This window comes from Rhodococcus sp. 4CII, from assembly GCF_014256275.1.
GTDB lineage: Bacteria > Actinomycetota > Actinomycetes > Mycobacteriales > Mycobacteriaceae > Rhodococcus_F > Rhodococcus_F wratislaviensis_A.
Window position 1 is genome coordinate 667,853 of record NZ_JACCFE010000002.1, and the last position, 13,847, is coordinate 681,699.

Annotated in this window: 12 protein-coding genes and 3 pseudogenes; 3 read left to right on the forward strand and 12 right to left on the reverse strand. The window is 68.3% G+C overall.

Features of this window, described 5'->3' with window-relative positions:
- Nucleotides 1–287 precede the first annotated feature (287 nt).
- The 5 genes and pseudogenes from dprA to H0B43_RS04045 form a co-directional block, all read right to left on the reverse strand.
- The gene (gene dprA / locus H0B43_RS04025) at nucleotides 288–1,442 is read right to left on the reverse strand and encodes a DNA-processing protein DprA (RefSeq protein ID WP_397517490.1); all 1,155 of its coding nucleotides are present in this window, start codon (nucleotides 1,440–1,442) and stop codon (nucleotides 288–290) included.
- Nucleotides 1,439–2,947, reverse strand: a complete 1,509-nt coding sequence (locus H0B43_RS04030) for a YifB family Mg chelatase-like AAA ATPase (protein WP_185729189.1) — start codon at nucleotides 2,945–2,947, stop codon at nucleotides 1,439–1,441. Before H0B43_RS04030 ends, dprA begins: the two co-directional genes overlap by 4 nt.
- The gene (locus H0B43_RS04035) at nucleotides 2,947–3,303 is read right to left on the reverse strand and encodes a YraN family protein (protein ID WP_185729188.1); all 357 of its coding nucleotides are present in this window, start codon (nucleotides 3,301–3,303) and stop codon (nucleotides 2,947–2,949) included. The genes H0B43_RS04030 and H0B43_RS04035 overlap by 1 nt, the downstream gene beginning before the upstream one ends.
- 208 nt (nucleotides 3,304–3,511) lie before the next feature.
- The gene (locus H0B43_RS04040; protein ID WP_185729187.1) at nucleotides 3,512–4,384 is read right to left on the reverse strand and encodes an LLM class F420-dependent oxidoreductase; all 873 of its coding nucleotides are present in this window, start codon (nucleotides 4,382–4,384) and stop codon (nucleotides 3,512–3,514) included.
- 53 nt (nucleotides 4,385–4,437) lie between these two features.
- Nucleotides 4,438–4,951: pseudogene (locus H0B43_RS04045) on the reverse strand (Lrp/AsnC family transcriptional regulator); the annotation flags it as partial.
- On the opposite strand from H0B43_RS04045, the pseudogene H0B43_RS04050 reads away from it, so the two are divergent.
- Nucleotides 4,947–5,255: pseudogene (locus H0B43_RS04050) on the forward strand (amidohydrolase family protein); the annotation flags it as partial. The pseudogenes H0B43_RS04045 and H0B43_RS04050 overlap by 5 nt on opposite strands.
- Before the next feature lie 76 nt (nucleotides 5,256–5,331).
- Nucleotides 5,332–5,949 (forward strand): annotated as a pseudogene (locus H0B43_RS04055) (MFS transporter); the annotation flags it as partial.
- On the opposite strand, the gene H0B43_RS04060 reads toward H0B43_RS04055, so the two are convergent.
- The 7 genes from H0B43_RS04060 to H0B43_RS04090 all read right to left on the reverse strand — a co-directional run bounded on the left by H0B43_RS04060 (nucleotide 5,894) and on the right by H0B43_RS04090 (nucleotide 12,697).
- Complete coding sequence (locus tag H0B43_RS04060) at nucleotides 5,894–6,937, reverse strand: patatin-like phospholipase family protein (protein WP_185729186.1); 1,044 nt, start codon at nucleotides 6,935–6,937, stop codon at nucleotides 5,894–5,896. The pseudogene H0B43_RS04055 and the gene H0B43_RS04060 sit on opposite strands and share 56 nt — an antisense overlap.
- A gap of 34 nt (nucleotides 6,938–6,971) precedes the next feature.
- The gene (locus H0B43_RS04065; RefSeq protein ID WP_005240496.1) at nucleotides 6,972–7,289 is read right to left on the reverse strand and encodes a DUF2469 domain-containing protein; all 318 of its coding nucleotides are present in this window, start codon (nucleotides 7,287–7,289) and stop codon (nucleotides 6,972–6,974) included.
- A gap of 37 nt (nucleotides 7,290–7,326) precedes the next feature.
- Nucleotides 7,327–8,007: a ribonuclease HII gene (locus tag H0B43_RS04070; RefSeq protein WP_185729185.1), complete on the reverse strand. Its 681-nt coding sequence runs from the start codon at nucleotides 8,005–8,007 to the stop codon at nucleotides 7,327–7,329.
- Nucleotides 8,004–8,786 (reverse strand): signal peptidase I, encoded by a 783-nt coding sequence (gene lepB, locus H0B43_RS04075; protein ID WP_185730113.1) that lies wholly within the window; start codon nucleotides 8,784–8,786, stop codon nucleotides 8,004–8,006. The genes H0B43_RS04070 and lepB overlap by 4 nt, the downstream gene beginning before the upstream one ends.
- Nucleotides 8,787–8,867: 81 nt before the next feature.
- Nucleotides 8,868–9,209: a 50S ribosomal protein L19 gene (gene rplS / locus H0B43_RS04080; protein WP_005240490.1), complete on the reverse strand. Its 342-nt coding sequence runs from the start codon at nucleotides 9,207–9,209 to the stop codon at nucleotides 8,868–8,870.
- Between the two features lie 94 nt (nucleotides 9,210–9,303).
- Nucleotides 9,304–10,209: a hypothetical protein gene (locus H0B43_RS04085; protein ID WP_185730112.1), complete on the reverse strand. Its 906-nt coding sequence runs from the start codon at nucleotides 10,207–10,209 to the stop codon at nucleotides 9,304–9,306.
- A gap of 73 nt (nucleotides 10,210–10,282) precedes the next feature.
- Nucleotides 10,283–12,697, reverse strand: coding sequence for a Tex family protein (locus H0B43_RS04090; RefSeq protein ID WP_185729184.1), 2,415 nt, complete (start codon nucleotides 12,695–12,697; stop codon nucleotides 10,283–10,285).
- Nucleotides 12,698–12,772: 75 nt separating this feature from the next.
- Between H0B43_RS04090 and H0B43_RS04095 the strand changes: the two genes are divergently transcribed.
- Entirely contained in the window at nucleotides 12,773–13,837 is a 1,065-nt protein-coding gene (locus H0B43_RS04095) for a class A beta-lactamase-related serine hydrolase (protein WP_252189863.1), read from the forward strand.
- Nucleotides 13,838–13,847 lie beyond the last annotated feature (10 nt).

Here is a 13,847-nt window from a genome sequence, read left to right on the forward strand (position 1 = left end):
AGCAAGGATCTCTCATGGCGGAGCGCAACGAGGGGGTCGCCGGCGCCTATGGACTCGGGCGCCCGCGACACTATGAATGCCGGCGGGCCTCCCCTACGAGCCGGCGCCGATCAACAGGTTCAACACCTGCGCGACGAAGTTCCGCCACAAGTCCTCGGCTGACCCCATATCTCACTCCTTACGTGACGCTGGACTGCTGATGGTGCAAGCGGTCGTGAGGTGCGCTATACAAAGGTTCTACTCCAGATCCCCGTCCATCCGGCGCTTCGACGCGCACTTCGGTCACCTCACCTCTGCCGCGACCATCCCGTATCGTCCGACGCGACGAAGCCGTCCATTTCCAGCAATGGCAGCACCGCCCGCACCTGCTCGACCGCGACCCCGGACAGTTCGGACAGTTCCCGGACCCCCAGCGGCCCGGCTGTCGGCAGCGCCTCGTACACCAGCAACGCGTCGCCCGACAGCGCATCCAGATCACGCACCACGTCGACGCCGTCCCGCAACCCGATCGGACCGGCCTCCTCCACCACGTCACCGGCATTCGTGACCAGCCGCGCCTCCCCCTCCCGGATCATTCGGTTGCACCCGGTCGACGACGCCGACGTCACCGGCCCCGGCACGGCCATCACCGGACGCCCGAGCTTGCGCGCCCAGCTCGCCGTGTTCCGCGCACCGCTGCGCCATCCCGCCTCCACCACGACCACCCCGTCGGACAGGCTGGCCACCAACCGATTCCGCGCCAGAAACCGATGCTTGGCCGGTGTCGTACCCGGAGCGTACTCACTGATCACCGCCCCGTTCTGCGCGATCTGCCGCAGCAAGCGGGCATGGCCCGCCGGATAGGCACGATCCACCCCGCACGCCAGCACCGCGACCGTCAGGCCTCCCACACCCAGCGCGGCGCGGTGCGCTGCGCCGTCGACCCCGAACGCCGCGCCCGACACGACGGTCCAGCCGTCGACGGCGAGGTCACCCGCAACCTCCGCGGTCACGTGCTCGCCGTACCCGCTCGCCGCGCGCGTGCCCACGATCGAGATCGCCCGATCCGTCAACTCGTCCACCGGCCGCGAACCCAGCACCCACAACGCCAGCGGTGGTCCCTCGTCGCGTGATCGAGACAGGTTTCCGAAACCGAAAAGCCGCCACTGCGGCCACTCGTCGTCGTCCGGGGTCACAAGCCTGCCGCCCATTCCCGCCACCAGTTCGAGATCGTGCACGGCCGTATCCACGTGCGCACGCGCGACGGTGCGCTCCCCCAGCACGTCCGACAGATCACGCTCCCGCACGGCCCGCGCCGCCTCCTCCGGCCCCACCTCCTCGACGAGCCGCGTCAGTGCCGGGCACGGCCCCTGCACCACCTTCGACAGATACGCCCACGCCACCCGGCGCGGGTCGACTGCACCCTTCGAACCGATTGCGTCACTACGACTTTCCACCGTCACTGAAAGCTCCTGTCCCGAAATCCCAACGCGGTGACCACTTGCTCCGGGCCCGGCATGTCCAACCCCGCCAGATCGCAGACGGTCCACGCGACTCGCAACGCACGGTCGGCACCTCGGGCCGTGATCAAGCCCTTCCGCAACGCACGTTCCACCGGTGCCAGCGCGGGACGCGCCAGCCGGAACTTCTGCCGCAGGGCCGGGCCGGGTACCTCGGCATTGGTGCGCCACCCGTAGTCGCTCCACCGCTCACCGGCCGCGGCCCGGGCCTGCGCCACCCGCAGTCGGACGTCCTCGGTGCTCTCCCCGACCTCGTCGATGAACGCCCCGGTCGCGACGGCCTGCATCCGCACGCGGAGATCCACCCGGTCCATCAGCGGTCCCGACAGCTTTCCGAGGTAACGTCGCCGGGCGGTCGGTGCACACACGCAGTCGGCCTCCCGGGCCGGCGCGCACGGGCACGGATTGGCCGCGAGGATCAGCTGGAAACGTGCGGGATACCGCGCAACTCCGTCGCGCCGCGCGATCCGGACCTCGCCGTCCTCGAGCGGGGTACGCAGGGCTTCGAGCACCTTGGTTCCGATCTCCGCGCACTCGTCGAGGAACAGCACCCCTCGGTGGGCGCGACTGACAGCGCCGGGCTTCGCGACACCGCTTCCTCCTCCGACGAGCGCGCTGACAGACGCGGTGTGATGCGGTGCGATGAACGGCGGCACGTCGATGAGCGGACGCTCCGGCGGGAGGAGCCCGGCCACGGAGTGGATTGCCGTCACCTCCAGCGATTCGCTCTCGGTGAGGGGCGGCAGGACACCGGGAAGACGCTGCGCCAGCATCGTCTTCCCCACCCCCGGCGGCCCGGTGAGCATGAGGTGATGCGCTCCCGCCGCCGCCACCTCGATGGCCCAGCGCGCCTCCGCCTGACCGACCACTTCACTCAGATCCGCGCGCACCGGTTGCGCGACCCAGTTCACCGGCTCCGGATACTCGAGATCACGCTCCTCCCGCAGCCACGCGACCGCCGCCTTCAGATCGTGCGCGCCGAGCACCTCCACACCGCCCACCAGCCCGGCCTCGGGCAACGACTGCGCCGGAACCACGACGGTGGCCCAGCCCGCGTTCTTCGCGGCCAGCACCGCGGGCAGTATCCCGCGCACCGACCGCAGCCGCCCGTCCAACGCCAGTTCCCCGAGCAGCACGGTCTCACGCAGCCGCTGCCGTTTCACCTGTTTGGCCGCGTCCAGTACCGCCGCGACGAGCGCGAGGTCGTACACCGACCCGACCTTCGGCAGCGTCGCCGGCGACAGCGCGAGGATCACCTTCGAATCCGGCCACTCCTCACCCGAATTCGCCACCGCGGCGCGGATCCGGTCGCGCGCCTCCTGCAGCGCGGTGTCCGGCAACCCGACCAGATGCACGGCGGGAAGACCGCGGCCGATGTCGGCCTCGATCTCGACCAGCTGGCCGTCCACCCCCGTGACGGCGACCGAATGCGCGCGCCCCAGCGCCATCAGAACGCGTCCCTGACATGCTCGATCTGCGGCTGCGGACCGTGCCCGATCATGATCGCGACCACGTCGAACCGCACTCGCGACCAGTGCCGGCGGGAGTCTCGCAACCACTCCACCGCCAGCAACCGGATCCGGCGCTGCTTCGAGAACGTCACCGCTTCGGCCGGGGTGCCGTACCCCAGGCCCCGCCGCGTCTTCACTTCGACGAAGACGAGCCAGTCACCCTCCGCCGCAATGAGATCGACCTCGCCGTATCGGGATCGCCAGTTGCGGTCGACGATTTCCATCCCCGCCTCGGTGAGATACCGGGCGGCCAGATCCTCCCCATGTGCACCAAGCGCGAGATTGTGCGCCACAGCAGCCTCCACCCCGTCCCCCCGGCGGCCCACCGATGCGAACCGCGCCTCGCATCACCGTGCCCGACCGGGGCTCCGGAGGTATCCGCTCGAACTGGGCGAACACATCGGGCTGTGGATGGATCGCAGGTTGTGGACAACTCCGCACCACAGCGCGCATCCTTACGCAAAACGCGCAGGTCAGGCTTGTCAACCCTGCACAGTCGGGTCAACCGGCCGCGGGCATCCACTGGAGCGCGAGAGCCTCGACCCACTCGGCCGCCGCATCGGGATCTTCGGGTGGCGACTCGACGAGGACGAGTTCGTCGATTCCCGCACCGGTCAGCGCCCCGACGGCGGTGGGATCCGCTTCCCGCAGCGCGACGGCCAGGCGCAGTTCCCCGGGGTCGCGCCCCACGTCCCCGCACAGGCGGTGAAGTGTCCGGACGCGTTCGGCGACCGCGTCGACGCTGTCCAGATTGAACCCGTACCAGCCGTCGCCCCACTCTGCGACCCGCCGCAGCGCCGCGTCGCTGTTGCCCCCGAGAACGACGGGAAGGCGGCGATCGCGCGGGGGCTTCGGATTGACCCGTACCGAATCGAAGCGGACGAAATCACCGTCGAACGACGCCACGTCGTCACGCCACAGTGTCCGCATCGCTGCGACGTACTCGGCGGTGCGCTCGCCGCGACGGGCGAAGGGAATGCCGAGGGCGTCGAATTCTTCCCTGGACCAGCCGATGCCGACCCCGAGCGTCAGCCGGCCGCCACTCAACCGGTCCAGCGTCGCCGCCTGCTTGGCCATGAGCACGGGATTGTGCTCGGGCAGCAACAACACACCCGTCGCGAGGCCGATCGTGTGTGTCGCAGCGGCGGCGAAGCTCAACCCGATCATCGGGTCGAGCCAATCCGCCACCGCGGGGACGGCTATCCGGCCGTCGTCCGCGTACGGGTACCGGGACGCCGACCTGTCGACCATCACCACGTGCTCGCCCGACCACAGCGTGGCGAATCCATTGTTCTCGGCGGCAACTGCGACCGCGTCGATCACCGAGCGCTGGGCGCCGGCGCCGATTCCGAGGGCGTGCAACCCGAGGCGCATCGGCCGATCGTCCCACAACAGGCCGGCCGAGGTGACCCACTTCCGGCACGCTCTTATCCACGCACGTCGAGGCTGCGGGCGTAATGCTCCTTGAACACCTCGAGATGAGTCCAGGTCTCCAGCGCCACGACGCCCGGGACCGTGCGAATGCGCTCCGCAAGGGAATGCAGGTCGCCGGAGGAGTCGGCGGCGACGGTACCGATCAGGTCGAATCTGCCGAGCGTGCGCGCCAGGAATTCGATGCCGGGAAGGGCCTCGATCTGCGCACACGCCTCCGGGTCGCGCGCGCCGAGGCTGACACCGATGCCCATGGCCAGTGTTCTGCCGCCACCGCGGCGCTTCACGACGGCGCCGACCCGCACCGCGGTGCTGTCGATCAGGTGGTTCACTCGATTGCGCGCGGCGCTCGGCGAGAGTCCGGTGCGCTCGGCCAGTTCGAGGAACGGCATCCGCCCGTTCCCCCCAGCAACTCGATGAGCGCGATGTCCTTGAATCCAGCCGGACGTCGGCCCGTAACGCGCTCTTGGGCATGAAGATTCCCTTGATGACGTCGGCGTAGCACAGCGCCGTCACCCGCATCACCCGCCAGAACCACCAACTCGGCTCGAACGCGTTACGACTGACCGCCGCCCAGGCCCTCACCGCGCACACGCTGAACGGGGCGCGCGCGCTCGGACGGGAGACCGAACTGGGCAGCATCTCTCCCGGCAAGCGCGCCGATTCCGTTGTCCTCGGCGCCGACCCTCTCAGCGTCGACCCGCACACCATCGCCGACATCGAGGTCTGGGAAACCTGGATCGACGGCGAATTGGAGCATTCCACGCGCAACCACCTATTCTCGACCACTGCAATCACCGAGGATCAGTCATGAGTCACGACACTCAGATCGCCGAGGCCCGCAAGGCGGGTCTCGCGGCCTTCGTCGGCACCACCATCGAGTGGTACGACTAGGCATTCTGCCCGTCGCCGTCGGCGGCTACTACCTGGTGACGACGTTCATCACGGCCTACGCCACCGATCCGGACGTCGGGCTGTCGGAAACGCTCGTCCTCGACGCGCTCAGTGTCGCCGCTGTCGTCGAGCTGATCGCCGCCCTCGGGGTTGCGTGGCTCGGCGACAAGGTCGGCCGGATCCGCGTGGTGATCTACGGACTGCTGGCCGTCGCCGTGCTCGCCGCGCCGCAGTTCCTGGTGCTGACGTCCGGTTCCGTGTTCTCGATCTTCCTGACGTTCGCCGTCATGCGACTCGTCCTCGCCGCGACGTACGGCCCGATCGCAGCCGTGCTGTCGCAGATGTTCCGCCCGCAGGCCCGGTACACCAGCATCTCCCTCGCCTATCAGGGTGCGGGCGCGATCTTCGGCGGGCTGTCGCCTCTGTTGTCGACCCTGATGTACCAGGCGACGGGCAGCGTGTGGCCGGTGATCGGCCTCCTGATCGGAATGTGCGCGGTCAGCATTCTCTGCCTGCTGATGGCGCCGCAACACGTCGACGTGGACGGCGACACGTCCGTCACGTCGGGTCGCGGTCCGAATTCGCCGGAGACGCATCCGCTGTCGTCGCGTTGACCCCGGCGTCGTCGAGCGCACGCTGTGTGAGCACCCGACCGAGTTCGATCATTTCCGTCGCGCGATGGAAGTCGAGACTCCGGCACGCCGCCCGCGGAACCCGGACCTGGACGTCCGGTGGGTACGCGGCGAGCTGGTAGCGCGCCAACGTCGCCTGCATCACGTCGAGCGAGCGGTTCATCACCGCGAACCGACTGAACTTCGGGACGGCCACCGCGTCGCCCTCGACCACGGTCTGATCGGCGAGCACCTGGCCGTCCGGTTCGTCCGCCGGATCCGGTTCGGTGTGCGAGGCACCGAACCGTCCGACGACAGACCGGACGATGTCCAGGTCACGGAGCTGCGCAGCGCTACGGCGGAAGCGGGACATCCATTCGTCGACGGGCCGGGAGTCCGCGCTGACATTCTCCGGAGCCGGGGACCGACCGTCCCGATCCTCGGCGCTCAGGCTGATCCCGACGGTCAGGTCGGCGCTCACGGAGACGAGCGGTGCCATCGGCAGGGGGTCGAGAATTCCGCCGTCCGCGAGGACCCGGCCGTTCAGCACGTACGGCGTGATGACTCCGGGAATGGCGATCGACGCGCGGATCGCCGCATCGACGGGTCCGCGCTGGAACCACACGGACCGGCCCGCGGCGAGGTCGGTGGCGACGGCGGTGTACGGAATGGGAAGGTCTTCGATGCGAACCTCGCCGAGGATCTCCCGGACCCGCTGCAGGATCTTCTCCGCGTGGATGGCCCCTGGCGCAGACACCGACAGGTCGAGAAGCCGCACCACGTCGAGCTGCGTCAGGCCGACCGCCCACCGGGTGAAGTCGTCGAGCCTCCCCGCGGCGTGGAGGCCCCCCACCAGGGCCCCCATCGACGATCCGGCGACGCCGACGATCTCGAATCCGTGCTCCTCGAGTACCTGGATCGCTCCGATGTGGGCGTACCCGCGGGCCCCGCCGCTGCCGAGAGCCAGCGCGACGCGCCTCCGTCCGTTCATCGGACGATCGTACGCGGGTGCGAGATCCGGGCCGTCAGGACAAACCGTTGTCCGGGAGCCGCAGGTCGGGCTTGTCGAGCTCCTCGATGTTCACGTCCTTGAACGTGATGACGCGGACGTATTTCACGAACCGGGCGGGACGGTACATGTCCCACACCCACGCGTCGGACATCCGCAGCTCGAAGTAGATCTCACCGTCGGCGTTGTGCGGCAGCAACTCCACCGAGTTGGCCAGGTAGAACCGGCGCTCGGTCTCCACGACATAGGAGAACTGACCGACGATGTCCCGATACTCGCGGTAGAGCGACAGCTCCATCTCGGTTTCGTACTTCTCGAGATCCTCGGCACTCATCGGTCTCGGAGTCCTCCTGCTCTGGTGTGAATTGTCATCATCTCGCACTTCCGGAACTCTTATCCACCCGGTGTAGCAGCGCCGCGATGTTCGACCACGAGCGGCGGTGCTCCGGGCACGGGCCCAGCACGTCGAGCGCCGCCAGGTGGGCGGGCGTGTTGTACCCCTTGTGGATCGCGAAACCGTAACCGGGATGCGTCTCGTCCATCGCGACCATCACCCGGTCACGCGACACCTTGGCCAGCACACTCGCCGCCGCGATGCACGCCGCCGCGGCGTCACCCCCGATCACCGGCAACGACGGGGCCGGAAGCCCCGGGACGCGGAAGCCGTCCGTCAGAACGTATCCGGGCGTGGTCGACAACCCGGCGACGGCGCGCCGCATGCCCTCGATGTTGGCGACGTGCACACCCATCCTGTCCACTTCCTCGGCGGGAAAGGACACGACGCTCCACGCCACAGCCAATCTCGTGATCGCCGGGAACAACTCTTCCCGGGTGCGCTCGGTGAGCTTCTTCGAATCGTCGAGCCGCGCCAGCGCCGGATACGGCTTCGGCGCGAGCACGCAGGCCGCCACGACCAGCGGTCCCGCGCAGGCCCCGCGGCCGGCCTCGTCGACGCCGGCTACCGGGCCGAGGCCGCTGCGGACCAGGGCCGACTCCATCGTCCGCAGACCGGACGACCTGCGAATGATGGTGCGTGGCGGCCAGGAAGTCACTTGCCCTGGATATCGGGTGAACTGATCGTGCCCATCCGCGACGGCGGCAACGCATTGAACACGGCTTTGCCGATGACGTTGTCGAGCGGGATGGTGCCTTGCATGTCGTCACCGACGTGGTACCGCGAGTCCGCGGAATTGCTGCGGTTGTCGCCCATCACCCAGAAGTGTCCCTCGGGCACGGTGACCGGACCGAAGCAGCGCGCCGACTTCAATGCCGTATCGCAGGTCTGAGAGCCGGGGACGAACGGGAAGTCCATGACGACGTAGGGCTCGTCGAGCGGCTTGCCGTCGACCAGGATGCGTCCCTGGTCGTCGCAGCATTCGACGGTCTGACCGCCGGTGGCGATGACACGCTTGACGAGGTCGTTCTCGTCCGGGGGGACGAGTCCGACGAGTGAGCCGAGTTCCTGCGCCCCGCGGATCACCACGTTCGACGATCGGGTGGACACGAAGTCCTGCGACCACGAATCGGGGCCGCGGAACACGATGACGTCGCCGGGTTGCGGATCACCGAAGTGGTAACCGATCTTCTCGACGACGATCCGGTCGCCGGTGCAGCCCGCGCACCCGTGCAGCGTCGGCTCCATCGATTCCGACGGGATGAGGTACACGCGGGCGACGAACGTCTGCAACAGGAAACTCAGAACGAGCGCGACCAGAATCAGGATCGGCAACTCGCGAAGAAAGGAGCGGGGCTTCTTCTCGGGCTTCGCCGCACCACCGTTCTCGGTGGAAGTGGCGGCCGAATCGCCGGTGGTCTCGGATTCCGACGACAATGCCCGCTCCTTCGAAGAATCTGTCACGAAATCAGATTAGCCCGGCACCGCGAGTACGCAGTGCCGGGCTCATCGGAAAGATCAGCGCTTTTCCTTGATCTTGGCGGCCTTGCCACGCAGATCGCGGAGGTAGTACAGCTTGGCGCGACGCACGTCACCACGGGTGACGACCTCGATCTGCGCCAGGTTGGGGCTGTGGACCGGGAAGGTGCGCTCGACGCCGACACCGAAGGAGACCTTGCGGACGGTGAAGGTCTCGCGGACGCCGCCGCCCTGGCGACGGATCACGACGCCCTTGAAGACCTGCACGCGCTCCTTCGAGCCTTCGATGACCTTGACGTGCACGTTGAGGGTGTCGCCGGGACGGAACTCGGGAATGTCGTCGCGGAGGGACTTCTTGTCCAGGAAATCGAGAGTGTTCATCGGTGTTCCATCCTTGCGTTTTCGCAGGAGCAGAGGAACCGAGCGGCACCCGGACGTTCGGAGAACACCGGTGCTCGTCTGGTTCGTGCCCAGATCAAGTATTGCTGCCTGGTCCAGGCAACCCGTCCATTGTGCCAGACGCCACCGGGTGAAGAGAAATCGGCGGTGGTGCCGCATGCACCACGTGGTCGAGTTCCACCTCCGCCGCCACCCTCGCGTGCTCGGCAGCTTCCTTCACGTGCACGGCGCTGGGGGTCCCCGCGATGAAATCCTGCACGAAGATCTTGGCGCGGATCACCGGTCTGCGCCACTTTCGTTCCCGCTCGAGAGCCCGGAGCATCCGCTTCGGCTTGGACGTGTAGCGCCACCGTGCCCACGGCGCACTCGGCCGGCTCAGTCGGAGCGCCCCGATCACCAGGATCGGGAAGACGAACAGGCCCAGCAGCCCGGTCCAGATCTTCCCCTTCAACAGCACCACGGCCGCGATGAGCAGGTTGATCACGGACGACAACGCGATCGCCACCCGAACCCAGGGATCCGGGGAGTCCCGGAAGTCGGTGACGTTGATCAGTTCCAGCGGCCGGAGACCGAGCAACAGCAGACCGGTGACGGCGATCGCCACGAACACCGCGTCGACCGACGTCCGGCCCTCATCCGCCCAGTACACGTCCTGCAGGTAGAAGATCAGCGCGAATTCGTCGAGCACCAGCGCCGCACCGATCCCGAAGAAGGTGGCGAGGACGGCGCCGGTGGTCTGGGTGCCGTCCACGTAGACGGCGATGAGGGAGACCCCCGACACGAGCATCGTCACGACGCCGAACACCACATGGTGAACATGGTGCCCGCCGGGTTTCACGTTGCCCGGCCACCACGACACCTCCGCGCGGATCATCCGCACACTCAACCGGATGAACAGGAACGCCGCCAGGAACCCGAGCAGGAAGAAGAGCAGAGGCAGGCGCCCGTGCCCGACGATCTCCCTATCCAGCCATTCGTACATCGGCATCCACTATCCCAGTAAAGAACTGGTCACTCCACGGGAAAGCGGGGGCTCGTGTCGCGATGGTGACCTCCTACTTGCCGAACCCCGCCTTCCGAAGAGCGTCGGCCATCGAGCCTCCCGGTGCCTGCCCGGAGTCACGCCCGCGATCGCGCCCACCCTGCTGCTGCGGCTTACCGCCCCGTCGATCCTGGCGCTGCCCGCCACCACGATCCTGGCGCTGCCCGCCGCCACCTCGATCCTGACGCTGCCCGCCGCCGCCTCGATCCTGGCGCTGCGCGCCTCCGCCTCGATCCTGGCGCTGCGCGCCTCCGCCCCGGGGACCGTCGTTCTTGCGGCCGGCGCCGACCTCGTCGTCGAGGCGCAGCGTCAACCCGATGCGCTGACGGGCCTCGTCCACCTCGAGAACCTTCACCTTCACGACATCGCCCGACTTCACAACGTCACGCGGGTCCTTGACGAAGTTGTGGGACATCGCCGACACGTGCACGAGACCGTCCTGGTGGACACCGATGTCGACGAAGGCGCCGAACGCCGCCACGTTGGTGACGACGCCCTCGAGCGTCATCCCCGGCTTCAGGTGCGCCACCTTCTCGATGCCCGCCGCGAACGTGGCCGTCTTGAATTCGGGGCGGGGGTCGCGACCGGGCTTCTCGAGCTCACCGATGATGTCGGTGACGGTCGGGAGACCGAACCGGTCGTCGACGAAGTCTGCCGGGTTCAGGCTGCGCAGCGCGGACGTGTTGCCGATGATCTCGCGCACACCGGTGCCGGTGGCGTCGGCGATCTTGCGCACCACCGGATAGGCCTCCGGGTGGACGCTGGACGCGTCGAGCGGGTCGTCGCCGTTGGGGATGCGAAGGAACCCGGCGCACTGCTCGAACGCCTTCGGGCCCAGCCTCGCGACGTCCTTGAGTCCCTTGCGGCTACGGAACGGACCGTTCTGGTCGCGGTGCGCGACGATGCTCTCCGCCAGGGACCCCGCAATACCGGACACGCGGGACAGCAGCGGAACCGACGCCGTGTTCACGTCGACGCCGACAGCGTTCACCGCGTCCTCGACCACCGCACCCAGCGACCGCGCGAGCAGCGTTTCCGACACGTCGTGCTGGTACTGGCCGACGCCGATCGACTTCGGGTCGATCTTCACGAGTTCGGCGAGGGGATCCTGCAACCGGCGGGCGATGGACACTGCGCCGCGGATCGACACGTCGAGGTCGGGCAGCTCCGCGGACGCGTACGCGGAGGCCGAGTACACGGACGCGCCGGCCTCGGACACCACGATCTTCGTCAGGTTGCCTGCGCCCGACTTCGCGATGAGCTCGGTCGCGAGCGCGTCCGTCTCACGGGAGGCGGTGCCGTTGCCGATCGCGATGAGCTCGACCCCGTGCCGGGCCACGAGGCCCGCCAGCGTGGCCAGCGAGGCGTCCCACTTGTTCTGCGGCTGATGAGGGTAGATCGTCTCGTGCGCGACCACCTTGCCGGTGGCGTCCACGACCGCGACCTTGGTGCCGGTCCGGAAGCCGGGGTCGAGTCCCATCGTCGCGCGGGTTCCGGCCGGCGCTGCCAGCAGCAGGTCGCGCAGGTTGGTGGCGAACACGTCGACGGCGTCCTTCTCCGCCGACTGTCGCAAGCGCATCCGTGTGTCGATGCCCAGGGTGACGATCATCTTGGTGCGCCACGCCCACCGCACGGTGTCGAGCAGCCATCTGTCGGCGGGCCGGCCGCGGTCGGCGATACCGAACCGCCCGGCGATCCGGCCCTCGTAGACGGTTGGCTCGCCCGGGACGGGTTCCTCCGTGTCGGGCGCCAGGGTGAGGGTGAGCACCTCTTCCTTCTCGCCCCGCAACACGGCGAGGATCCGGTGCGAGGGAAGCCGGCCGAACGGCTCGGAGAACTCGAAGTAGTCGGCGAACTTCGCCCCTTCGGTCTCCTTGCCCTTGCGGACCGCGGACACCAGCTGCCCGCGGGTCCACATCAGGTCGCGCAGCTCGCCCACCAGGTCGGCGTCCTCGGCAAAGCGTTCGACGAGGATCGCGCGCGCGCCCTCGAGTTGCTCGGCTGTGTACGACGCGGGGTCGGTCGAGGGATCGGTGATCAGCGCATCGGCGACGGGCTCGTGACCGGCTTCACGCGCGATCTGCGCCTTGGTGCGCCGCTTCGGCTTGAAGGGCAGGTAAATGTCCTCGAGGCGCGCCTTCGTGTCGGCGGTCATGATCTGGCCACGCAGCTGATCGTCGAGCTTGCCCTGCGAGTCGATCGACTCGAGCACGGCGACCCGACGCTCGTCCAGTTCCCGCAGGTACCGCAGGCGTTCCTCGAGCTGGCGGAGCTGAGCGTCGTCGAGCGTTCCGGTGACTTCCTTGCGGTACCGGGCGATGAAGGGCACGGTGGCTCCGCCGTCGAGGAGGTCCACGGCGGCCGCGACCTGTCCCTCCCGGACATCGAGTTCCTCGGCAATGCGCTGGTTCACGGTCTTGAGAGTCACGAAAATGGACCCTACCGCTACTCTGAGACAATATCGTCGGCGGTGAGGCCGTCACGGAAATCTCGGGAGAATTTCATGTCCAGGCTGATCCAGTGCCTGACGATCATGGCCTTCCTGCTTGCGACGACGACGGCGTGCACCATCCCGACCGAGACGAACTCGGTGGTCGACATCCCGGTGACGTCGCCGGCGGTCGCCACTCTCCCACTCCTCCCCGCCGAGGACCCGCCCGCGGGTGACGGCGTCACCGCGAGCCCGGAGCCCGCCGCAGTGAGTCCGGAGCCGTTCCCGTCTGCGCAGGTTCCGGTCTCCGCGCCGCTCGCCGAGCGGATCTCGGCCGCGGTCGCGACCGCGGCCGCGGATCGCGGGGCCGACGTGTCGATCGCCGTCCTGGACCGCGCCACCGGTAACTACCTCGCCGACACCGACGCCGACACCGAACCGGTCGAAGCGGCGTCGTTGGCCAAGCTCTTCATCGCCGCCCAGATGTATCACCTCGACGCCCTCGGTGAGCGTCCGCTGTCCGACTACGACCGTCTGCTGCTGGCGCGGATGCTGGAATCGTCCGACGACGACGCCGCCAACACACTCTGGGACGATCTCGGCGGCCCGGATCTCGTCGTCGACGTCGCCGGGCGGTACGGACTCGCCGCCACCACACCGCCCTGGGACGGGTTGTGGTGGAACACCGAGACGACCGCCGCCGACCTCGTAATGTTCTACGCCGGGCTCCTGGGCGACCGCGACGGCCTCGGTGAGGGCCGGATCGCCGAGTTCGTCAGCTACCTACGCTCGTCGACCCCCGAGGGAATCGACGGCTACGACCAGCGGTTCGGCCTCCCCGACGGGTTGCCCGGCGAGACCGTCCTCGGGGTGAAGCAGGGCTGGATGTGCTGTGTAGGTGACCGGTGGATTCACGTGTCGACCGGGGTGATCGGAGCCGACAACCGCTACATCGTGGCCGTCGCGTCGCGAGAGGACATCCGCTACGAGGACGACGAGGAATCGTACCCGGACACCGCGATCACGGATGTCACCGAGGATTCGAGTGCGCAGCATGCCCGGGAAACGATGACCGGGCTCGTGAAGTCGGTGTTCCCCGCCGGCGTCGTCGACGATTGGGCGCAGCCCCAGGGGTGATGCCTCACGC

What these genes read in the sequence shown, in the direction of transcription:
- H0B43_RS04060 (WP_185729186.1), bottom strand. Translation starts at nt 6,937, where the DNA reads ATGAACGGACGGAGGCGCGTCGCGCTGGCTCTCGGCAGCGGCGGGGCC.
- H0B43_RS04030 (WP_185729189.1), bottom strand. Translation starts at nt 2,947, where the DNA reads ATGGCGCTGGGGCGCGCGCATTCGGTCGCCGTCACGGGGGTGGACGGC.
- H0B43_RS04065 (WP_005240496.1), bottom strand. Translation starts at nt 7,289, where the DNA reads ATGAGTGCCGAGGATCTCGAGAAGTACGAAACCGAGATGGAGCTGTCG.
- H0B43_RS04085 (WP_185730112.1), bottom strand. Translation starts at nt 10,209, where the DNA reads ATGTACGAATGGCTGGATAGGGAGATCGTCGGGCACGGGCGCCTGCCT.
- rplS (WP_005240490.1), bottom strand. Translation starts at nt 9,209, where the DNA reads ATGAACACTCTCGATTTCCTGGACAAGAAGTCCCTCCGCGACGACATT.
- H0B43_RS04040 (WP_185729187.1), bottom strand. Translation starts at nt 4,384, where the DNA reads ATGCGCCTCGGGTTGCACGCCCTCGGAATCGGCGCCGGCGCCCAGCGC.
- H0B43_RS04095 (WP_252189863.1), top strand. Translation starts at nt 12,773, where the DNA reads ATGTCCAGGCTGATCCAGTGCCTGACGATCATGGCCTTCCTGCTTGCG.